Origin of the sequence: Streptosporangium sp. NPDC023615, from assembly GCF_040640155.1 — a bacterium.
In the GTDB taxonomy this organism is placed as follows: domain Bacteria; phylum Actinomycetota; class Actinomycetes; order Streptosporangiales; family Streptosporangiaceae; genus Streptosporangium.
In genome coordinates, this window is sequence record NZ_JBFABE010000067.1 from 22,018 (window position 1) to 42,921 (window position 20,904).

Annotated in this window: 17 protein-coding genes and 1 pseudogene; 2 read left to right on the forward strand and 16 right to left on the reverse strand. The window is 74.6% G+C overall.

Annotated features, from left to right (window positions below; genetic code table 11):
* Nucleotides 1-76: 76 nt before the first annotated feature.
* From alc to AB0G16_RS31790, 11 genes are all read right to left on the reverse strand, one after another.
* Nucleotides 77-1,030: an allantoicase gene (alc, locus tag AB0G16_RS31740; RefSeq protein WP_362813363.1), complete on the reverse strand. Its 954-nt coding sequence runs from the start codon at nucleotides 1,028-1,030 to the stop codon at nucleotides 77-79.
* 225 nt (nucleotides 1,031-1,255) lie between these two features.
* Complete coding sequence (allB, locus tag AB0G16_RS31745) at nucleotides 1,256-2,629, reverse strand: allantoinase AllB (protein ID WP_362813366.1); 1,374 nt, start codon at nucleotides 2,627-2,629, stop codon at nucleotides 1,256-1,258.
* Nucleotides 2,626-2,763, reverse strand: coding sequence for a hypothetical protein (locus tag AB0G16_RS31750; RefSeq protein WP_362813369.1), 138 nt, complete (start codon nucleotides 2,761-2,763; stop codon nucleotides 2,626-2,628). The genes allB and AB0G16_RS31750 overlap by 4 nt, the downstream gene beginning before the upstream one ends.
* Nucleotides 2,760-4,112 (reverse strand): glycerate kinase, encoded by a 1,353-nt coding sequence (locus AB0G16_RS31755; protein WP_362813372.1) that lies wholly within the window; start codon nucleotides 4,110-4,112, stop codon nucleotides 2,760-2,762. The genes AB0G16_RS31750 and AB0G16_RS31755 overlap by 4 nt, the downstream gene beginning before the upstream one ends.
* 231 nt (nucleotides 4,113-4,343) lie before the next feature.
* A complete protein-coding gene (pucD, locus tag AB0G16_RS31760; RefSeq protein ID WP_362813409.1) occupies nucleotides 4,344-6,662 on the reverse strand; it encodes a xanthine dehydrogenase subunit D in 2,319 nt (772 codons plus the stop codon).
* 20 nt (nucleotides 6,663-6,682) lie between these two features.
* The gene (locus AB0G16_RS31765) at nucleotides 6,683-8,068 is read right to left on the reverse strand and encodes an 8-oxoguanine deaminase (protein ID WP_362813375.1); all 1,386 of its coding nucleotides are present in this window, start codon (nucleotides 8,066-8,068) and stop codon (nucleotides 6,683-6,685) included.
* The gene (locus AB0G16_RS31770; protein ID WP_362813378.1) at nucleotides 8,065-8,580 is read right to left on the reverse strand and encodes a (2Fe-2S)-binding protein; all 516 of its coding nucleotides are present in this window, start codon (nucleotides 8,578-8,580) and stop codon (nucleotides 8,065-8,067) included. The genes AB0G16_RS31765 and AB0G16_RS31770 overlap by 4 nt, the downstream gene beginning before the upstream one ends.
* Complete coding sequence (locus tag AB0G16_RS31775) at nucleotides 8,580-9,455, reverse strand: FAD binding domain-containing protein (RefSeq protein ID WP_362813412.1); 876 nt, start codon at nucleotides 9,453-9,455, stop codon at nucleotides 8,580-8,582. The genes AB0G16_RS31770 and AB0G16_RS31775 overlap by 1 nt, the downstream gene beginning before the upstream one ends.
* 8 nt (nucleotides 9,456-9,463) lie before the next feature.
* Nucleotides 9,464-10,402 (reverse strand): factor-independent urate hydroxylase, encoded by a 939-nt coding sequence (gene pucL, locus AB0G16_RS31780; RefSeq protein ID WP_362813381.1) that lies wholly within the window; start codon nucleotides 10,400-10,402, stop codon nucleotides 9,464-9,466.
* Between the two features lies 1 nt (nucleotide 10,403).
* Nucleotides 10,404-10,715, reverse strand: a complete 312-nt coding sequence (uraH, locus tag AB0G16_RS31785; RefSeq protein ID WP_362813384.1) for a hydroxyisourate hydrolase — start codon at nucleotides 10,713-10,715, stop codon at nucleotides 10,404-10,406.
* Nucleotides 10,716-10,793: 78 nt separating this feature from the next.
* Nucleotides 10,794-11,534: a 2-oxo-4-hydroxy-4-carboxy-5-ureidoimidazoline decarboxylase gene (locus AB0G16_RS31790; RefSeq protein ID WP_362813387.1), complete on the reverse strand. Its 741-nt coding sequence runs from the start codon at nucleotides 11,532-11,534 to the stop codon at nucleotides 10,794-10,796.
* Nucleotides 11,535-11,665: 131 nt separating this feature from the next.
* Between AB0G16_RS31790 and AB0G16_RS31795 the strand changes: the two genes are divergently transcribed.
* Together AB0G16_RS31795 and AB0G16_RS31800 are read left to right on the forward strand one after the other, a co-directional pair.
* Nucleotides 11,666-13,339: a PucR family transcriptional regulator ligand-binding domain-containing protein gene (locus tag AB0G16_RS31795; RefSeq protein WP_362813390.1), complete on the forward strand. Its 1,674-nt coding sequence runs from the start codon at nucleotides 11,666-11,668 to the stop codon at nucleotides 13,337-13,339.
* A gap of 187 nt (nucleotides 13,340-13,526) precedes the next feature.
* The gene (locus tag AB0G16_RS31800) at nucleotides 13,527-14,705 is read left to right on the forward strand and encodes a deoxyribonuclease IV (protein ID WP_362813393.1); all 1,179 of its coding nucleotides are present in this window, start codon (nucleotides 13,527-13,529) and stop codon (nucleotides 14,703-14,705) included.
* A 1,222-nt stretch (nucleotides 14,706-15,927) separates the two neighbouring features.
* Here AB0G16_RS31800 and AB0G16_RS31805 read toward each other — a convergent pair.
* The 5 genes and pseudogenes from AB0G16_RS31805 to AB0G16_RS31825 all read right to left on the reverse strand — a co-directional run.
* Nucleotides 15,928-16,653: pseudogene (locus AB0G16_RS31805) on the reverse strand (LytTR family DNA-binding domain-containing protein); the annotation flags it as partial.
* A gap of 50 nt (nucleotides 16,654-16,703) precedes the next feature.
* A complete protein-coding gene (locus AB0G16_RS31810; protein WP_362813395.1) occupies nucleotides 16,704-17,915 on the reverse strand; it encodes a histidine kinase in 1,212 nt (403 codons plus the stop codon).
* A 48-nt stretch (nucleotides 17,916-17,963) separates the two neighbouring features.
* Nucleotides 17,964-18,599, reverse strand: coding sequence for a molybdopterin-dependent oxidoreductase (locus AB0G16_RS31815; RefSeq protein WP_362813397.1), 636 nt, complete (start codon nucleotides 18,597-18,599; stop codon nucleotides 17,964-17,966).
* 111 nt (nucleotides 18,600-18,710) lie between these two features.
* Entirely contained in the window at nucleotides 18,711-19,913 is a 1,203-nt protein-coding gene (gene thiI, locus AB0G16_RS31820; RefSeq protein WP_362813399.1) for a tRNA uracil 4-sulfurtransferase ThiI, read from the reverse strand.
* Nucleotides 19,914-20,202: 289 nt separating this feature from the next.
* A complete protein-coding gene (locus AB0G16_RS31825; RefSeq protein ID WP_362813401.1) occupies nucleotides 20,203-20,841 on the reverse strand; it encodes a response regulator transcription factor in 639 nt (212 codons plus the stop codon).
* Between the last annotated feature and the right edge of the window lie 63 nt (nucleotides 20,842-20,904).

The window sequence follows — 20,904 nt, forward strand, 5'->3', positions numbered from 1 at the left end:
GCGGCCGTGCCGGGTGCGCGGCCTGGTCTTGGGTGCGTGGCCGGTCTTCGTACGACGAACCCGCGGGGCCGCCGTGTCAGTCGTCGGCGAGGAAGCCGTGCAGGCGGAGCCTGGCCAGGCCTCCGTCGGGGTGGATGTCCACCCGGGCGTACGCGGCCACGGGCGCGTCCTCGACGCGGAAGCGATGCCGGGTGTCCGGCAGCAGGCGGGTCCTGGGCAGCAGGGGAAACCAGGTCCCGCCGTCCGCGCTGCCGGTGATCTCGACCTCGGCCGGTGCGTTGAAGACCAGGTTGGTGGTGTCTATCTCGGCGAGCCTGACGATCCCGGAACCGGCCAGGCGGATCACCATCCAGTCGTTGCCGCCGTCGCGCCGGCGGGCGGTCTCCCACCCCTCGGCCTGGTGGCGGGCCAGGCCCGGGGAGATCACGTTGTTCGGTGAGGAGTAGAACTCGTCGGAGCAGGCGGTGACGAGCGCGCCGTTCTCCAGCGCGGCCAGGTCCAGGCCGAGTCCCTCGTACACCGACAGGTCGCACCTGACCTCGCCGTGCACCCTGAGCCGGGCGATGCCCCCGTCGGGGAACACGCTCAGCCGCACGTGCGTGTACCGGCGCTCGTCGGAGACCTCGAAGAAGTGCTCGGCGTCCCCGCCGAGGGGACTCACGGGCACCACCTCCACCCAGTCGGCGGTCTCCAGCTCGGCGGCCGTCGGGTAGCCCTCGACCTCGGCGGCCTCCACACGGGCGTGTGGCGGGTAGTTGCCCTTGAACCAGGCGGTGTCGATCACGACGCCCCGGATCACGCCGGGCATGCCGAGCCGCAGCAGGGCCCAGTCGTGGCCGGGCTCTCGCCGTCTGCGGGTCTCCCAGCCGTCGTAGACCTGTCCCTTGGCGCCGAAGGTGTGCGGCCGGAAGGCGGGGCGGCCCGGCCTGATCAGGTTCTCCCGTTCGGCGAAGGACTCGTCGTTGGCCGCGACGACCGAGCCCCCGAGGCTGCGCAGGGCGAGGTCGGGCAGGGCGGTGAACTCGGTCAAGGAGCGGGCCTTTCTCACGACGGGCGGTCGGACTGTCGGACGGTCGGGCGGGCCGAACGACCGCCCGGCCGGGCCGGGCCGGGCCGGACGGGCCGGGCCGGGCCGGACGGGCCGGGCCGGGCCGGGTGGGCCGGGTGGGCCGGACGGGCCGGACGGGCCGGACGGGCCGGGTGGGCCGGGTGGGCCGGGTGGGCCGGGTCCGCGGGGCCGGCCTTGGCGGGAGCGTTACAGGAGGGCCCCCCGGGGTTCCTTCCCCACCGCCAGGCCGCGCAGCCAGGTGGCGCGTACCTGTCCCCGGAGCGTCCTGCCGTGGTAGGGGGTGACCGGGTTCCTGTGGTGCAGGGTGGAGACGTCCACGGTGTGGACGGCGTCGGCGTCGAAGGCGACCAGGTCGGCGTCGCCGCCCACGGCGATGGCGCCCTTGCCGCGCAGCCCGGCGAGCTCGGCGGGGTTCCCGGCCATCCAGCGGACGACGTCGCCCAGACCGTGCCCGCGCCGTGCCGCCTCGGTCCAGACGGCGGTCAGGCCGAGCTGGAGGGAGGAGATCCCGCCCCAGGCCTCGGCGAAGTCGGGCACCTTGAGGTCGGGGGTGGAGGGTGAGTGGTCGGACACCACGCAGCCGAGCACGCCGTCGGCCAGGCCGCGCCAGAGCTCGTCGCGGTTGGCCTCGGACCTGATCGGCGGGCAGCACTTGAACTGGGTGGCGCCCTCGGGCACCTCCTCGGCCGTCAGCGTGAGGTAGTGCGGGCACGTCTCGGCGCTGAGCCTGACGCCCTCGCGCCTGGCCCCGGCCAGTACCTCCAGGCAGAGCGCGGACGAGACGTGCAGGATGTGCGCGCGTACCCCGGTCTCCCCGGCCAGCTCGGCGACCCGCTCGACCGCCCTGCGCTCGGCCTCCCCCGGCCGCGAGTCGAGGAACTCCGGGTACCCGGGCCCCGAGGGGTCGGCGAGCAGCGCGGGGTCCTCGGCGTGTACGACCAGCAGGCCGTCGAACGAGGCGATCTCCTCCATGGCCGCCCGCAGCCCGCCCGCGTCCAGCGGCGGGAACTCCTCCACGCCCGAGGGGGACAGGAAGCACTTGAACCCGCGTACACCCGCCTCGTGCAGTGCCCGCAGGTCGCCCGTGTTGCCGGGGATCGCCCCGCCCCAGAAGGCGACGTCCACCGCGCACTGCCCGGCCGCGGCACGCCGCTTGACGTCCAGGGCGCCGGCGTTCACGGTCGGCGGCAGCGAGTTGAGCGGCATGTCCACGATCGTGGTCACCCCGCCCGCCGCGGCGGCCCTGGTCGCCGTGGCGAAACCCTCCCAGTGGGTACGGCCGGGCTCGTTGACGTGCACGTGCGTGTCGACGAGGCCGGGCAGCAGCGCGACGTCGCCGAGGTCGACCCGCTCGGCGGCGCCGAGACCGGCGCCGGGGCCCGCGCCGGGCCCCGCGTCGAGACCCGTGTCGGGACCGGTGTCGAGGTCGGCGCCGAGGGGGTGCACCCCGATGATCTTCCCGTCCCGTACGACGACCGCCGCCGGCCCCTCCCCGGTGGGCAGCACGACCCGGCGGGACCGGATGACCAGATCCGCCCGGTCGCCGGGGCCCGCGCTCATCGCGATCCTCCCGCGGCTCCCCCGGACGCGCGGGCGGTCGTCGGCACGGAGGCCACGGAGGCCACGGAGGCCACGGAGGCCACGGAGGCCACGACGGCCACGACGGCCACGACGGCCACGGCGACGGCGCTCACGACGGCGCTCCCAGGTGGCGCTCCGCGACCGTGCCGGCCAGCCGCTCCAGCAGCGGTCCCGCCTGGGCCATGCAGACGGCCGGGTCGGGTTCGAGGTCGGTGAGCGCGTAGGCGGCCGTGATGCCCGCCGCCCTCAGCTCCTCGTCGGTGAGGGCACGGCGGCCGCAGACCGCGACGACCGGCACCCCCGCCTCGGCCGCGGCGTCCGCGACCCCGGCGGGCGCCTTGCCGCGCAGCGTCTGCTCGTCGAGCGACCCCTCGCCGGTGATGACGAGGCGGGCGCCGTCGAGCCGGTCGTGGAAGCCCAGCAGGTCGAGGAGGTAGCCGATGCCGGGCCGGAACCCGGCGCCGAGGAAGGCCAGCGCGGCGAACCCGACCCCGCCCGCGGCGCCCGCGCCCGGCTGACCCGCCACCCCCATCGAGCGGACGACGCCGTCGTGCTCGGCGGCCCCGACCAGGCCGTGGGTGTGCGCGGCGACCGCGGCGAGCCGGGCGAGGGCCGCGTCGAGCAGCTTCACCTCGTCCGGGCTCGCGCCCTTCTGCGGCGCGTAGACGGCGGCGGCGCCCTGCGGGCCGAGCAACGGGTTGTCCACGTCGCCCGCGACCACGAACTCCACCTGGTCGATCGCGACGAGCCCGGAGGTGTCGATCTTCTCCAGGTCGGCGAGGGCCGCGCCGCCGGGCGGGAGCTCCCGTCCCTCGGCGTCCAGGAAGCGGACGCCGAGTGCCCGCATCATGCCCGTGCCGCCGTCGGTGCACGCGCTGCCGCCGAGACCGAGCACGACCCGCCGGGCACCGCGCCGTACGGCGTGGGCGATCAGCTCGCCGGTGCCCTGGCTGGTCGCGGTGAGCGGCGCCGTCTCGACGCCCTCGTGCGCGGCCGACTCCGGGTCCCGGCCGGCCGGCTCGGCGGCGATGGGCAAGCGGCGCAGGCCGGACGCCTCGGCCAGTTCGACGACCGCCGTCGGCACGTCCACGGCGACGGGGCCGCCGGAGGAGCCCGCTGAGGTCGCGGAGGTCGCGGGAGCCGCGGAGGCCGGGGAGACCGCGGGGTCCCCGGAGGCCGGGACGTCCGGTCCGGCCCCCTCCCCCGCCGGGCGGGCGTCGCGCCAGGCGTAGGAGGCGAGGACCGGCGCGCCCACCGGTCCGGTGACCTCGACCTCGACGCGGGTGAACCCGCAGGCCACCACCGCGTCCACGGTGCCGTCGCCGCCGTCGGCCACCGGCAGCGCGACCGTGGCGACGCCCGGTCCCAGGCCCGCGGCGACGTGCGCGGCGACCTCGGCCCCGGTCAGCGAACCCTTGAACTTGTCCGGGGCGATCACGACGTGTCCCGACGACTCAGACAACCCTGCTCCCTGCTGGCGGAGGGCCGGCACGGTCCCCGGCCGGTAGGGACGGACGGGAGACGGGTGCCGGGCCCCGGTGAGGTGGACGACCATCTTGACATCCGTCCCCGCGCCCACCGACGCCCGGTCCTTTCCCGGCCGCCCCCGCAGGCCGCGGGTCCGCGGGGGCTCCGTCCGCCCCGGTGAGCCGTGGGTCCGCACGGGTCCCGGCCGTCCCGGCGGGCCGGAGGTTCACGCGAGCCCGGTGACGTGCTCGGGGCGCAGCGGCACCCGGGTCAGGTCCAGGCCGGTGGCGTCGCGGACGGCCGCGACGATCGCGGGCGTCGAGGAGAGCGTGGGCGGCTCCCCGGCGCCCCGCAGCCCGTACGGGGCGCGGGGGTCGGGGTTCTCCAGGATGTCCAGCCGCATCGGCGGCATGTCCAGGATGGTGGGGATCAGGTAGTCGGTGAACGAGGGGTTGAGCACCAGCCCGTCGCGCACCTGGATCTCCTCCATCAGCGCCAGCCCCAGCCCCTGCGCGGTGCCTCCGTGGATCTGCCCCTCCAGCGAGACGCGGTTGAGGATCTTCCCCACGTCCTGGACGGCCGCCAGCTCCACCACCTTGACCAGGCCGAGTTCCACGTCCACGTCCACCACGGCGCGGTGCACGCAGAGCGCGACCTGGGTGTGCGAGGCGCCCTGCCCGGTCACCGGGTCCATCCGTTCGGTGGGCGCGTGGTGGTACTCGCGGGTCTCCTCGACCACGGTGTCGCCCAGCACGTCCTCGACGGCGACGCCCGCGCCGGTGGCGGTCGAGACGACCTCGCCGCCGGCCAGGAAGAGGTCGCCGGGCGCGGTGCCGAGGCGGGCCGCGGCCAGCGCGAGCACCCGCTCCCGGACCGCCCGGCAGGCCGTCATCACCGCGCCGCCCGTCATGTACGACTGGCGGGAGGCCGAGCTGGAGCCCGCGTCGCCGACCCGGACGTCCGCGGGCTGGATGACGACCCGCTCGACGCCCAGCTCGGTGCGCACGACCTGCGCCTGGAGGGTGACCAGTCCCTGGCCGACCTCGGCGGCGGCGGTGTGCACCAGCGCGGTGGCCCGCCCGCCGATCACCTCCAGGCGGACGCGGGCGGTGGAGAGGTCGTCGAAGCCCTCGGAGAAGCAGATGTTCTTCAGGCCGATGCCGTAGCCGACGCCGCGCCGCACGCCCTCCCCCCGGGTGGTCTGCGAGACGCCGCCCGGCAGGCCGCGCGGGTCGGTCGCGTCCAGCGGCGCGGGCATCGGCAGCTCGCGGGCCCGCTGGAGCATCTCGGCCATCGGCAGCGGGGCCGCGACCACCTGCCCGGTCGCCAGCACGCCCCCCTCGGACAGGGCGTTGACCTGCCGGACCGTGAGGGGGTCGAGCCCGCAGGCGTGGGCCAGCCGGTCCATCATCGACTCGTAGGCGAAGCACGCCTGCACCGCGCCGAAGCCGCGCATCGCGCCGCACGGCGGGTTGTTGGTGTAGACGCCGTACGCGTCGATCCTGATGTTCGGGATCGCGTACGGCCCCACGCCGAGCGAGGCCGCGTTGCCGACCACGTTCGCGGTCGAGGAGGTGTAGGCGCCGCCGTCGAGGAGGATCTCCACGTCGGCGTACAGGAGCCTGCCGTCGCGGGTGGCGCCGTACTCGTAGCGCATCTCGGCCGGGTGGCGGTGGACGTGGCCGAAGAACGACTCCTGCCGGTTGTAGACCATCTTGACGGGCCGGCCGGTGCGGAGCGCGAGCATCGCGGCGTGGATCTGCATCGACAGGTCCTCGCGCCCGCCGAAGGCGCCGCCGACGCCCGAGAGCGTCATCCGGATCAGCTCCTCGGGCAGGCCGAGGCAGGGGGCGATCTGCTTGAGGTCGTTGTGCATCCACTGGGTGGCGACGTAGAGGTCGACGCCGCCGTCCTCGGCGGGCACCGCCAGGCCGGACTCCGGGCCGAGGAACGCCTGGTCCTGGATGCCGATCCGGTACTCGCCGGAGACCGTCACCTCGGCCCGCGCCCTGGCCGCGTCGACGTCGCCGACCCTGACGGGCTGGTGGCGGGTGACGTTGCCGCGTGGGTGGACCGGCGGGCAGGAGGGGTCGAAGGCCGCCCTGCGGGCGTCGGTCAGCGGCTCCAGGACCTCGTAGTCGACCCTGATCCTCTCCATCGCCCTGCGGGCGGTCTCGGGGTGGTCGGCCGCGACGATCGCGACCGCCTCGCCCTGGTGGCGTACCTCGTCGAAGGCGAGCACCGGCTGGTCGGGGATGGCGTCCAGGCCGAAGTGCTTGCTGCCGGGCACGTCCTCGTGGGTGAGGACGGCCGCGACCCCGGGGTGCGCGAGGGCCTCGGAGACGTCGACGGCGACGATCCGGGCGCGCGGGTGGGGGCTGCGCAGGGTGGCGCCCCACAGCATGCCGTCCATCCACAGGTCGGAGGAGTAGGCGAACTCGCCCCTGACCTTGAGCGTCCCGTCCGGCCGCGGGGGGCTGTCGCCCACCCCTCCGGAGCCGGGCGCGGCGATCTCGCGCGGCGCCCGCGCGGGCGCGGTGCGCACCCGCGGACCCGTTCCCGCGTTCACCGGCCGACCTCCTGGCCCGCGGTGAAGCCCTGCTCGTCGGCCAGCCGGACGAGGCGGCGGTGCGCCTCGGCGCCGGCGCGGCCCAGCTCGTCCTGGGCGACGGTACGCAGCTCGTCGTCCTCGACGACGGTCCTGCCGCCCACCAGCAGCCGGGCCAGCGCCGGTTGCCGGGTGCCGAAGACCAGGGCGCAGACCGGGTCGTCGACCGCGGAGGCGAAGGCGCCGGTACGCCACAGCGCGATGTCGGCCAGCTTCCCCGCCTCCAGGGAGCCGAGCTCGTCCTGCCTGCCCAGGTTCCTCGCCCCGCCCAGGGTCGCGATCTGGAGGGCCTGGCGGGCGGTGAGCGCGGTCGGTCCGTACCGGGCCCGCTGGAACAGCAGGGCCTGGCGCATCTCGCCCGACAGCGAGGTCAGCTCGGCCGAGGCGCTGCCGTCCACCCCCAGGCCGACGTTCGCCCCCCTCCGCAGCATCTCGGAGACGCGGGCGATCCCGGCCCCGAGCCGGCCGTTGGAGCTGGGGCAGTGCGCCGACCCCGTACCGGTCTGGGCGAAGACGTCGATGTCGCCGTCGCTGAGGTGGACGGCGTGGGCGAACCACACGTCCGGGCCGAGCCAGCCGAGCTTCTCCATGTAGTCGACCGGACGCTGCCCGACCTGCTCCAGGCAGTGCTCCTCCTCGTCCAGGGTCTCGGCGAGGTGGGTGTGCAGGCGTACCCCCTTGGACCTGGCCAGGGCGGCGGCCTCGACCATCAGGTCGGCGCTGACCGAGAACGGCGAGCAGGGCGCGACCGCGACGCGGAGCATGGAGGAGAAGGACGGGTCGTGGTAGGTGTCGACGGCCTCGGCGGTCGCCTCCAGGATGTCGTCCAGCCGCTCCACCACGACGTCCGGCGGCAGGCCGCCCTGCGACCGTCCCCGGTCCATCGAGCCGCGCGCCGGGTGGAAGCGGATGCCGACCCGCCGGGCCGCCTCGATCTCGGCGGCGAACAGGTCCCCGCGCCCGGAGGGGAAGATGTAGTGGTGGTCGCTGGAGGTCGTGCAGCCCGACAGCGCCAGATGCCCCAGCCCCGCGCCGGCCGCGCCTCCGACCACCTCGGCGTCCATGGCGGCCCACACCTGGTAGAGCGCGGTCAGCCACTCGAACAGGGTGGCGTCCTGGGCGAGCCCCTGGGAGGCCCACTGGTAGAGGTGGTGGTGGGTGTTGACCAGGCCCGGCGTGGCCAGGCAGCCGGTCCCGTCGATCCGGACGGCCCCTTGCACGTCCGGGGCCGGCCCCGCGCCCAGGGCGGCGATCCTGTCGCCCTCGACGTGGAGGTGGCCCGAGGCGATCTCCGGGCCGACGACCGGGGCGATGTGGACGTTCTCGATCAGGACGCTGCTCATCGGCGCTCCTCGGGCGCGGGCGTGCCGCCGTACGGCACGGGGTCGGCTCCGGCCCCGCGCTCCGCGGCCAGGCGCACGGCGTCGAGGATCTTCTCGTAGCCGGTGCAGCGGCACAGGTTGCCCGCCAGGGCCTCGCGGATCTCCGCGTCGGACGGGCTGGGCACCCGTGCGAGCAGGTCGTGGGCCTGCACGACGAGGCCGGGGGTGCAGAAGCCGCACTGGACGGCGCCGCACTCGACGAACGCCTCCTGGACCGGGTCGAGCCGGTCGCCGTCGGCGAGCCCCTCGACGGTGAGGACCGTCCTGCCCTCGGCCTGCCCGGCGGCGACCAGGCACGCGCAGACCGGCAGGCCGTCCAGGTAGACCGTGCAGGAGCCGCACTCGCCCTGCTCGCAGGCGTTCTTCGAGCCGGGCAGGCCGACCCGTTCGCGCAGCACGTACAGCAGGCTCTCGCCCTCCCAGACGTCGTCGGCGGTCTCGGTGCGGCCGTTGACGGTGAAGGTGACGCGCATCAGCCGGCCCTCCTCTCGAAGTGCCCGGAGCGCAGCTCGTTCCACGCCCAGGTGAGGGTGCGCCGCGCCATCACCGCGATGGCGTGGCGCCGGTAGGCGGCGGTGCCGCGCACGTCGTCGATCGGCGAGGCGGCCTCGGTGGCCAGCTCGCCGAAGCGCGCGAGCACCCCGGGGTCGAGCCGGGCCTGCCAGTCGAGCTCGGCGGCCAGGAACTCCTCGGCGGCGACGGCGCGGCGCGGTGTCGGGGCGGCCGAGCCGATGCCGGTGCCGACCCTGCGCTCGCCGGGGTGCAGGGCGATCGCGAACGAGCAGACCGCGATCACCATGGCGTTGCGGGTGCCGACCTTGGAGAAGTACTGCGGGCCGCTCGCCGGGGCGATCCAGAACGCCCGGATCAGCTCGTCGGCCTCCAGCGCGCTGCGCTTGACCCCCAGGTAGAAGCCGTCGGCCGGGATCATCCGGGTGCCCCGGGCGGCGGACTCGACCTCGACGACCGCGCCGGCGGCGAGCAGCGGCGGGTGGGAGTCCCCGGCGGGCGAGGCCGCGCCGAGGTTGCCGCCCACGGTGGCCCGGTTGCGGATCTGCGGCGAGCCGACCGTGCGGGACGCCTGCGCGAGGCCGGGCAGCCGGTCGCCCAGCTCGGCGATGAGCCGCGCGTACGACACGCCCGCCCCGACCCTGAGGCGGCCGTCCGCCTCCCGGCTCCAGTCGGCGAGGCCGGCGACGCCGTTCAGGTCGAGCAGCCCCTCGGGCCGCCGCGCGTCGAAGTTGAGCTCGACCATCATGTCGGTGCCGCCCTGGATGGGCGCCAGCTCGGGCCGGTCCGCCTTGGCGGCCAGCGCCTCCGCCCAGGTGGCGGGTCGCAGGAAGTCCATGGTCGTCACTACTCCCAGGCGAAACGGGCCCCGGGGGCGTCGAGGGCGTCGTCGCGGAGCACGGTCCCCTCGATCAGCCCGTAGGGACGGTCGGCGGCGTGGAACACCTCGTTGGGGTTGTCCATCCCGAACGGGGTGAGGTCCACCGTGAAGTGGTGTTTGTTCGGCATGGCCAGGCGCACCTCGCAGACCTCGTCGCGGGCGTTCAGCACCCGCTCGCCCATCGCGTAGAGCGTCTGCTGCAGCGACAGGCTGTAGGTGCCGGCGAACGCCTCGACCAGGTGGCGGCGCACCTCGTCGTAGGACTCACCGTACGCCGCCGCCGCGCCCGCCCCGCCCGCGCCGTCCGGCCGGCCGGGCGAGTGCCGCCAGCGGGCCGTGACCTCGGTGGCCAGGACGCGGTCGGCGGTGGGCTTCAGGGTGGTGTACTCGTCCTCGGCGAACCCGGAGAACTCCGAGTCGGTCGAGTTGAGCACCACCAGGTCCTTGAGCCCGGAGACGACGGTCGTGGTGCCGTCGGCGTCGTGGTGGACCAGGCAGGTGCGGGTCTCCCGGCCGGAGCGGACGAAGGAGTGGCGCCGGTCGCCCGCCCCCGGGCCGGTGGCCGAGGCCGGCACCGGGATGCGGTCCCAGAAGTGCTCCTCGATCGACACCCGGGCGTGGTGGACGGCCGACTGGGAGTCCACGTAGTGGCGGGCCAGCAGGATCGCGAAGTCCTCGATCTCTGCCACGCCGTGTTTCCCGGCGAAGGCGTACACGGTGTTCTTCTGCGTGTCCGTGGGCAGCACCGCGGCGTTGTCGCCGGTGAGGTGGACGGCCTCCATGTCGCCGGACAGGGCCGTGGAGACGGTGAGGTCCTTGAGGTGGTGGACCCCGCCGTCCCTGGCGACGCGGACCAGGCGGACCTCGGCCTTGCCGTAGCGGTTGGGACCGAGAACGACGCGCATGTCAGCTCCCCCGGTACGTCGAGTAGGCGAACGGGCTGAGCAGCAGGGGCACGTGGTGGTGCTCCCCGGGGTCGGCCACGGTGAAGTCGATCGAGACGCGCGGGTAGAAGGCGTCCACCGCGCGGGCGGCGAAGTAGCCGCCGGTGTCGAAGACCAGCCGGTGGGCGCCCGCCCCGCACGTCCATCCCGCGATCCGGCCGTCGGCGTCGGTGACCCCCTCGGCGAGCACCTCGCCGTGCCGCTCCAGGCGGACCGCGACCCCGGCGGCGGGCCTGCCGAGGGCGGCGTCCAGGACGTGCGTGGACAGGCTCATGCGGCATCCTCCGGGGGAGGCGCGGGGGTGGACGGGCTCATGCGGCATCCTCCGGAGGGGGCGCGTGCGTGGACGGGCTCATGCGGCGTTCCCCGGAGGGGGCGCGGGGACGGGTGCGAGGAGCTTGGCCAGCCGCAGGCGGGTGATCGCGGCGAGCTCGGCCCTGACCACGTCCCGTTCGGTCCCCTCGTCGTTCCCGAGCCGCCCGGTGAGGCGGTCCAGCAGCTCCGCTGCGGACAGGCCGGTGGCGCAGACCAGGTAGACGTGGCCGAACCGCCGCTCGTAGGCGCGGTTGCCCTCGGCCAGGCGGTCCAGGATCCCGGGGCCGGCCGCGCCGACCCCTGACTGCTCCTGGCGGGACCAGGCCGACTCCCTCCCGGTGGGACCGGCGGAACCGGCACGACCGGCGGGATCCGCGGGACCCGCGACATCTGCGGGACCGGTGGGACCGGTGGGACCGGTGGCATCGGTGGCATCGCCGGGACCGGTGGCATCGGCGGGAACGGTGGCATCGCCGGGACCGCTGGGGCCGGGTCGTCCGGGCGGGGGCTCCGGGGCGCGGGGCGCCTCCCCGATCCTGGGGTGGGCCGCCAGGGCCTCGCGCACGTCCGGCCAGTCCAGCTCCCGTACGACGGCCTCCGCCGTGCCGGCCAACCGGTCCAGGTCGGGGTAGGGGCGCAGCCCGGCCACCCGCCGCGCGAAGGCCGTGCTGGCGCAGCAGGTCAGCAGCTCGGCCTCGGCCCCGGCGCGGTCCAGCGCGTTGAACGCGGCGAGCCCGTCGAGCGGCGGAGCGGGACTCGCGGGACGCGGCGTGGACATGTGAGCAGTACACACACCGCGAGCGCCCCCGGTCCAGCGGCAGGACGTCCGAATCACGGCAAGGGTCCGCCATGAGTTTTCGTAACATGCTCCAAACCTGGAGGGGTCCGGCACTCGGTTACCCTCACGACATGCGGCTGAGCGCACTGCTGGAGATGACCGGTCTGGGCCTGTCGCTGGTCACGGGCCGCGACGAGCCGGACCCGGCGCTCCGCTGGGTCGTCACCACCGACCTGCTCGACCCCGGCCGCTACCTCCGCGGGGGCGAGCTGGTCCTCACCGGCCTGGTCTGGCGCCAGGACCCGGCCGACAGCGAGACGTTCGTCGGGTGCCTGGCCGCGGCCGGGGTCTCGGCGCTGGGCGCGGGCGATCCCGGCCGCGACGAGCTCCCGCCCGACCTGGTGCGGGCCTGCCTGCGGCACCGGATCCCGCTGCTGCACGTACCGCCCGCGCTCTCCTTCGCCGAGCTGACCGAGCAGGTCGTACGGCGCCTGTCCGCCGGCCGGGCCTCGGACATCACCGCCGTCCTCGACCGGCACCGGCGGCTCGTCGCCGGGGTCACCGCCGGCGCGGGCCTGGACCCGGTGCTCCGCCTGGTCGGCCACGACCTCGGCATGCCCTGCTGGGTGCTGACCCCGGCCGGGCGGGTGGTCGCGGGCTCGCACCCGCTCGACGAGGGTACGGCCCCGCTGCTGGCCCGGGGTTTCCTGGCGGCCGAGCGGCTGCCGTGCGTCCCGCCCGGCGCGGAGCGCTACTCGGTGCTCGCGGTGGACGAGCAGGCCACCCCGCGGGTCGCCGACTGGTTCCTGGCCTTCGAGGGCTCCTGGCGGGACTGGGCCCCGGAGCGGCGGGCGCTGGCCGCCGAGCTGGCCGCCGTGGTCGCGCTGGAGCGCGCCCGCCTGGACGACCGGCTGACCCCGGAGGGGCGTACCACCCAGGAGCTGGTGGGGCTCGTCCTGTCCGGTGGCAGGCCGGACGACTTCCTGCCGCGGCTCCGGGTCACCGGCCTGCTGTCGGAGCGCGGCTACGTGGCGGTGTCGGCGACCGCCCGCGGGGGCCTGAGACCGGGCGAGCTCCGCGTCGTGGTCAAGGAGGTCCTGCACCGGATGTGCGCCTTCCCGGCGGTCGGCGTGGCCGGGAGCGCAGAGCCCTTCGGGGGTGCCGGCGACGCCTGGAGTCCCGGGGAGGCCGGAACTCGCGGGGGCGGCGGGGCCGGCGGGGGCGGCGGGGACGGCCGGGGCACGACGGGCCCGGGAGACGAGATCATCGCGCTGCTGCCCGCCCCGGGGCCGGGCGGTGCGGCGGAGGGCGCCGGGGGGACCGACGTCACCGCCGAGGTGCGCGAGGCCGTACGGGCCCTCGCTCCCGGGCTCGGCGCGGGCAGGATCAGCGTCGGGGTCAGCGGCGTCGTCCCGGTGGAGGGACTGCGCGGCGCCGTCGAGGAGGCCCGGCACGCCCGGCGGATGGCCGAGGACCGCCCGCAGCCGGACGCGGTCGTGGGTCACGACGAGCTGGCCAGCCACCTGCTGCTGCTCGCCTCCGTTCCCGACGACGTGCGGCGGGTGTTCCGGGCCCGGCTGCTGGACCCGCTGCACGACTACGACCGCGCGCACCGCGCCGACCTGGTCGGCACGCTGGAGACGTTCCTGCGGGTCTCGGGCTCGTGGACCCGGTGCGCCGAGATCCTGCACGTCCACGTCAACACGCTGCGCTACCGCGTCCAGCGCATCGAGGAGCTGACCGGCCGCGACCTGTCCGGTCTCGAGGACCGGGTGGACTTCTTCCTGGCCCTGCGTCTGGGGTGATCGACCGCGGCCGCGTCCCGTGGCCGGGGCGATCCGCGGGCGGCCGCGTCCCACGGCCCGGACGGTCGTCGGGGGTCACGTCCCGCGAGCGCGCCGGCGCGCCGGGGGCGGCAGGACGGACGACCGGCGTGCGGACACGGCGCGGGAACGGTGACGGGACGGGGGGAGCACCTAAAATGGCCCCACCATGACTCCTCTCTCCCCCATCGGCGGACACGTCTCCGTCACCGGCGGCCTCGCCAAGGGCGGGCTGCAGTACGCGTCGGACATCGGCGCCGAGATGATCCAGGTGTTCGTCACCAACCCCCGGGGCTGGGCGCTCGCCGCGGGCAACCCCGCCCAGGACGCCAAGCTGCGCGACTCGGGCGTGCTCTCCTTCGTGCACGCGCCGTACCTGGTGAACCTGGGGTCTCCCAGCGCCGACACGCTGGACAAGTCCCTGGCCACACTGCGGCACGGCCTGTTGCGCGCCCAGGCGATCGGCGCGAAGGGGCTGGTCGTCCACACCGGATCGGCGGTGAGCCAGTCCCGCGACGACGCCATGCGCCAGGTGCGCGAGCGGCTCCTGCCGCTGCTGGAGGAGATCCCCGACGACGGGCCCGACCTGCTGCTGGAGTCGATGGCGGGGCAGGCCGGGATGCTCTGCAGGACCGTCCAGGATCTCGAGCCCTACCTGGAGGCCCTGGAGTGGCACCCCAAGGCGGGCGTCTGCTTCGACACCTGTCACTCCTTCTCCGCCGGTCACGACCTGTCGACGTCCGAGGGCGTCAAGGAGACCCTCGACGCCCTGCAGGCGATCGCCCCCGGCCGCCTCAAGCTCATCCACGCCAACGACTCCAAGGACGAGTGCGGCTCCTCGAGGGACCGGCACGCGAACCTCGGCGCGGGACACATCGGTGTCCTGCCCTTCATGGACATGCTGCGCCATCCGGTGGCCGCGGGGGTGCCGTTCTGCATCGAGACCCCGGGAGGGGTCGAGAAGCACCGCGCGGACATCGAGGTGCTCAAGAAGCTGCGCGAGGGCGAGGTCCCCGATCTCACGACCGTCACCGTCGAGGTCGACAGCGTCGAGATCAGCAGCGTCGAGGTGGAGGAGACCGAGGCCCGGGAGACCCCGGCACGGAAGACCAGGGTCCGCAGGACCAAGGTGCGGAAGACCGAGATCCACAGCGTCGAGGTCCGCGAGACCGAGGCCGGAGGTGCCGGGGTCCGTGAGACCGAGGTCAGCGAGGTCGGTGAGGTCACCGAGGTCAGCGGCGTCGAGGTGCGCGACGTCGAGGTGCGCGACGTCGGGACGGACGCCGTCGAGATCCCGGCCTCGCGCCCCGAGGCGTCGATCCCCCAGCCGTCGAAGTCGGCCCGCTGAGGTCGCACCCGGCTCCTCGGAACCGCGTGCGACGCCGGTGGCCCGGAAGATCACGGGGCCGGACGACGGGTTCGTCCCGGTGAAGACCGCGGGACCGAGCGGGACACCCGCCCCCGGACGAAGGTGATCGGGCCGGACGGCGGGTCCGTCCCCGGCGAAGGCCGTGGAATCGGACGGGACGCCCGTCCCCGTGATCCGGCCGCCCCCGTGTGGCCGGATCACGGACAGGTCCCCTGCGCGGGCGTCCCGTCGTATCGGAGATCGGTGGCCCCTTCCCCCCGGTAAGGACCCGGCGGCCGATGACCGGACCTCGCCGGTTACCGGCGATCGCCCGGTGCCCGCGCATCAGGTCTTGTGCGAGCCTTGCGGCCCTGTCCCCCCTGACGCGGCGGGTCTCGCTCTCCGATGAGGGAACACTAAAGGCGCGTCCGGACGAGCGAGTGACGCTTGACGCCCAGCGCGATTAACGGCGTGTAGTTGTCGATGTGCGGAAGGCGCCGGCACGACGAGCGGCGGACGGCGGACGACGAGCGGTCGATCCGGGGCCCGTGGGGCTCGTGGGGAGCCGCCGGGGCGTGGGATCGCCGTCGCGGTGCGACCTGCCCACGGCACGGCCGACCGGCGGGTACGCGATCGTCCGAGGGGCACGCCGGACGGTCCCGGGGCGGCCCGGGACCGCCCGGGACCGCCCGGGACCGCCCGGGACCGCCCGGGACCGTCCGGGGCGGCCCGGGACCGTCCGGGGCGGCCCGGGACCGTCCGGGGCGGCCCGGGACGAAGACCCCGGAGGGGAGGGACGAAAGGCGAGCCCCCGGACGGCCGGGGTCGGGCGAACGACGCCGGGCCGCGTCCTCCCGTGGAGGCCGGAGCGGCCCGAGAAGGCCGTGAACGGCCCCGCGGACGGCCGCGGGGCCTCAGGCGGTCACCGCAGGGCGGCGGAGGGCACGGGCCTGCTCTGGACCGCGCGCGACGCGGCGGCCATCCCCGGCGCACTCGAAGCACTCGAAGCACCGGAAACCCTCGGGGAGCCCGGGACGTCCTGGACGTCCTGGACGTCCAGGGCACTCGAAGCCACCGGGGCACCCAGCACCCCCGGCGTACCCGACGCACCCGGCGTACCCGGCACACCCGGAGCGCCCGGCATCCCGGACCCGCCCGCCGTGCCGCCCGGGTCCGGCATCCCGGCGGCGACACCGGTGATGCCCGGCACGTCGGGCCGGTCCCGGAACTGGCGGACGAGCCGCTCGCGGACCTGGCGGGTGTGGCGGCGGCTGACCGGGAGCGTCTCGGTGCCCACCCGGAGCATCACCCGGCCCCCGTCGAAACGCAGCTCGCTCACGTGCCGCACCGCGACCAGGGTACTGCGGTGTACCCGGATGAAGCCCGAGCCGGCCCAGCGCCGCTCCAGGGCGGCCAGCGGCATGCGCACCAGGTAGCTGCCCTCGTCGGTGTGGAGCCGGACGTAGTCGCCCTGGGCCTCGGCGTACCAGACCGCCTGCTGGGGGACGAACCTCGTCCGCCCGGCCAGCTCGACCGGGATGACGTCCTCGGGCACCGGCTCGGCGGCGGCGGGGGCCGAGTACTCCAGGCGCCGTACGGCCTCGGCCAGCCGGTCGGCCCTGACCGGCTTGAGGAGGTAGTCGACCGCCTCCAGCTCGAACGCCTGCACGGCGCAGTCCTCGTGGGCGGTGACGAAGACCAGCCTGGGCGGGTTCGGGAAACCCGCGATGAGCCTGGCCAGGTCCAGGCCGTCGAGACCGGGCATGCGGATGTCGAGGAAGACCCCGTCCAGCCGCTCCCCCGTGCCGATCATCTGGACCATGTCCTGGAGCGCGGTGACCCCGCCCACCGCCGTGGAGACGTGCTCGATCCGGGGGTCCTGGCGGAGGAGATAGGCGATCTCCTCGAGAGCGGGGACCTCGTCGTCAACGGCCAGGACTCGCAACATGACCCTACGCTGTCCCTTCCGGCACACCCACCGCAACCCTCATGGCAACTTCAGGTAATAGTTTGACTACAAATAGCTACCGCCGGAGGGGGCTTGGGGACACGGACCCGCACCCGGGTCCCGGCACCCGGGGCGCTCTCCACGACGAGGCCGTAGTCCTCCCCGTAGAGCTGGCGGAGCCGCAGGTCGACACCGGCCAGCCCGGCCCCCTCCTCGTCGCCCGGCCCCGCGGGGCCGCCGTCGAGGAGGAGCGCGACCTGCTCGGCGGACATGCCGGGGCCGTCGTCCTCCACGCTGACGTGCGCCTCGGCCCCGGTGTCGGAGACCACCACCCGCACCTCGCAGGAACGTCCGGTGGCGGCCACACCGTGCTTGACCGCGTTCTCCACCAGTGGTTGCAGGCACAGGAACGGCACCGTCAGCGGGAGCACCTCGGGCGCCACCCGGACGGCGAAGCGCAGTCGGTCGCCGAACCTGGCACGTTCCAGGATCAGGTAGCGGTCCACGCAGTGCAGTTCCTCGGCGAGGGTGGCGAGATCGCGGGCCCGGCGCAGCGCGTACCGGTTGAAGTCGGCGAACTCCACCAGCAGTTCCCTGGCCCGCTCCGGGTCGGTCCGGACGAACGAGGCGATGGTGGTCAGCGCGTTGTACACGAAGTGCGGGGACATCTGGGCGCGCAGCGAGCGCATCTCCACCTCCATGGCGCGCCGCCGCGAGGAGTCCAGCTCGGCCAGCTCCAGCTGGCCCGAGGCCCAGCGGGCGACCTCGGTGACGGTCCTGACCAGCCCGGTGCCGACCACGGTGTCGTACGCGGCCAGCGCCCCGACCGCCCGCCCGTCCACGGTGAGCGGCACCACGATCCCGTCCCCGGCCGCGGCGCAGCCCGGCGTGTCGCAGCCTGAGGCGTCCCGGGGAACCAGGCGGGGGCGCGCCGAGGCCAGGACCGGGGCGGCGTGCTCGCGGGCGTGGTCGCGCCTGCAGGCCGGCGCGCCGTCCCAGGCGAGCAGACCCTCGGGACCGGTGACGGCGACGGCTCCGGTGCCCAGCAGGGCGCGCAGGTGACCGACGGCCTTGCGGGCGGAGTCGCGGGTCAGGCCGGACCGCAGCGAGGGCGCCGCCATGGCCGCGATGTGCAGGGTGACGAAGGTCGCCTCCTCGGTCGGCCCGCCCGCGTCGCCCGGGGAACGCCCCCGCCGGCGCGGGAGGACGAATCCGATGAGGACGCTCAGGACGCAGAGAAGCACCCAGCCGGTGGTCGACATGCGGGAAACCGTAGTCAACCCGCCCCCGCGATCAGGGGCGAACGCCGATCACGGCGGGCCTTCGCCCGCTTCCTCCTGGTACGAGTACCGCTGCTCACGCCAGGGGTCGGCGATGTTGTGGTAGCCGCGCTCCTCCCAGAAGCCGCGCCTGTCCTCCAGCAGGTACTCCACGGCGCGCACCCATTTGACGCTCTTCCACGCGTACAGGTGCGGGACGATCATCCGCACCGGGAACCCCCGCTCCGGGGAGATGGGCTTCTCGTCGAGCTCCATCGCGAACATGGTCTGGGCCCGGGCGAAGTCGCCCAGGCGCACGTTGGCGCTGTAGCCGTACTCGCCCCAGATCATGACGTGCCTCACGCCGGGCGCGGGCGGGACGAGCTCCATCAGCGTCGCGGTGGACACCCCGCTCCACTCGTTGCCCATGATCGAGAACTTGGTGACGCAGTGGAAGTCGGCCAGGACCGTGGTGCGCGGCAGCTCGGAGAACTCGGGCCAGCTGAACCCGTGCTGCTCGCCCGAGGCCGTCGCCCCCATGACGTGCAGACGCCAGGTCGCCGGGCGGAAGGTGGGCACCCGGCCGTAGTGCATCACCGGCCGGCCGCGGGGGACGTACTGGCCCGGGGGCAGGCGGGGCTCCTCGGGCTCCTCAGGCTCCTCGGGCGGTTCGGGCTGCTCCACCATCACTCCCCTCGCCGTTTCCCCGATGGCACGGGGTAATCCTGCCATCGCGGGTTTTCCCCCGGCCCGGCGGCCACCGCATAGCGCTCCCGGGGCCCGGGAGCGCCGGGTGCGTCAGGTGTCGAGCCGGTACTCCTGCAGGGACCCGGCCAGCCGGGTGGCGAGCTCCTCGACGTCGAGGCGGCGTTCGATCCTCTTCAGGTCGGCGACCTTCGCGGCGGTCTCGGAGCGGCGCGGGGCCAGCAGCGTGCAGCAGTCCTCGTCCGGCAGCTCGGAGATCGCCAGGGTGCCGATGCGGCGGGCCTCGGCCATGATCTCGGTCTTGTCCAGGCCGATGAGGGGACGCAGGACCGGCATGTCGACCGCGTCGTCCTGGGCGGTGATGTTCTGCAGGGTCTGGGAGGAGACCTGCCCCAGGGAGTCGCCGGTGACCAGGGCCGCGGCGCGCAGCCTGCGGGCGACCTCCTCGCCGGTCTTGAGCATCAGGCGGCGCTGGGTGATGACCGCCAGGCGCTCCTGGCCGGAGGCCTTGATGGACTGCTGGGCCTTGCCGAAGGGCACGACCCACAGCCGGGACCCGCCCTGGAACCTGTCGAGCGCCTTGACCAGCGCGTACGCCTTGTAGATGGACTCGGAGGTGCTGAAGGGGATGCCGGAGAAGTGCAGGAAGTCCACGCGCAGGCCGCGTCGCATCATCCGGTAGGCGGCCACCGGAGAGTCGATGCCGCCGGACATCAGGACCAGGCCCCGGCCGCTGGTGCCGACCGGCAGCCCGCCCTGGCCCGGCTGCCCGCCGGTGAAGACGAACGCCTCGTCCCGGTCGACCTCGATGGAGACCACCAGTTCGGGCCTCTTGAGGTCGACGGGCATGCCGTAGATGTCGTTGAGCTCCCCGCCGACCGAGCGGTCGAGCTGCATCGAGGTGAGCGGGAAGCGCTTGTCGCGGCGGCGGGAGCGGACCGCGAAGGAGACGCCGCGCCTGACGTCCTCACGGTCGGCCAGCAGCTCGATCGCGGCCTTGGTGATCGCCGAGGGGTCCTTGGCCACCTTCCAGGCGCGGTGCACCCAGACCAGTCCGGGGACGTAGGAGACGCGCTCGGCGACCGCGTCGGCGACGCCGGCGTCGCTGCCCTCCGGCAGGAAGAGCGCGATCACGCCGTGACGCTGCCGTACGTCGACCTTGACGCCGACGTCCTTCAGGGCGGCCTTGATGTTGGCCTGCAACCTGCGCTCGAAGAGCTCGCGGTTGTTGCCCTTGAGGACGACCTCGCCCAGTTTGAGCAGAACGCAGGGCTCGCCCAAGGCGGACATGGTCATGGTGCGACCTCCGGTGGAGCTTCGAGGGGGACGGGGGTTTCGGGGGCGTGCTGGGGGACGTGCGGGGGCGGGAAGGACTCGCGGGCACACGCCGGGGGGCGCGACCCCGGGCTTTCCCGGGCCCGGGCTTCCGCGGGGCTCGGCGTCGGGGTCCGCCTCGAGACTTCCACAGGTTTCGGGATGTTCAGGGGGTTCTGGAAGTTTAGCGGCGGACCACGGGTGGGTCTTCGTCAAGTCTCTCTCGTGCCCGCGTGAACGCAACGCCTCGACCGTGTCACCTTAGTCCGGCCTACGGCTCGTCGAGACCCTGTTCGATCGCGTACCGGACGAGTTCCACCCGGTTGTGAAGCTGGAGCTTGTTCAGCGTGTTCTGGACGTGGTTCTGCACGGTCCGGTGGGAGAGCACCAGCCGCTCGGCGATCTGCCGGTACGACATTCCCTTGGCGACCAGGCGGAGCACCTCGGTCTCGCGCTCGGTCAGGCGCGGGGTCGCCTCGGGCGCGGGCCGGGCGGCCAGCCTGCGGTACTCCCCCAGCACGAGCCCGGCCAGGCCGGGGGTGAACACGGCGTCGCCCTCGGCGGTACGCCGCACCGCGTCGAGGAACTCCTCCTTGCTCGCCGATTTCAGCAGGTATCCGGAGGCGCCGGCCTTGACGGCCTCCAGGACGTCCTCCTGCTCGCCGCTGGCCGAGAGCACCAGCACCCGGGGCGGCGGCCGGGTCGCGGCCAGCCCCCTGGCGACCTCGACCCCGGGCAGGTCGGGCAGGCGCAGGTCCAGCACGACCAGCTCGGGCCTGACGGCCGCGGCGACCCGGAGGGCCTGACGCCCCTCCCCGACCGTGGCCACGACCTCGTACCCGGCCTCGGCCAGGTCCCTGGCCACCCCGTCCCTCCACATCGGGTGGTCGTCCACCACCATCACACGCATCCGCTCACCTTACTGACGGTTTCAGAATGAGGTTCGGAGTCGGCGCAGGCAGATGAGGCTGCA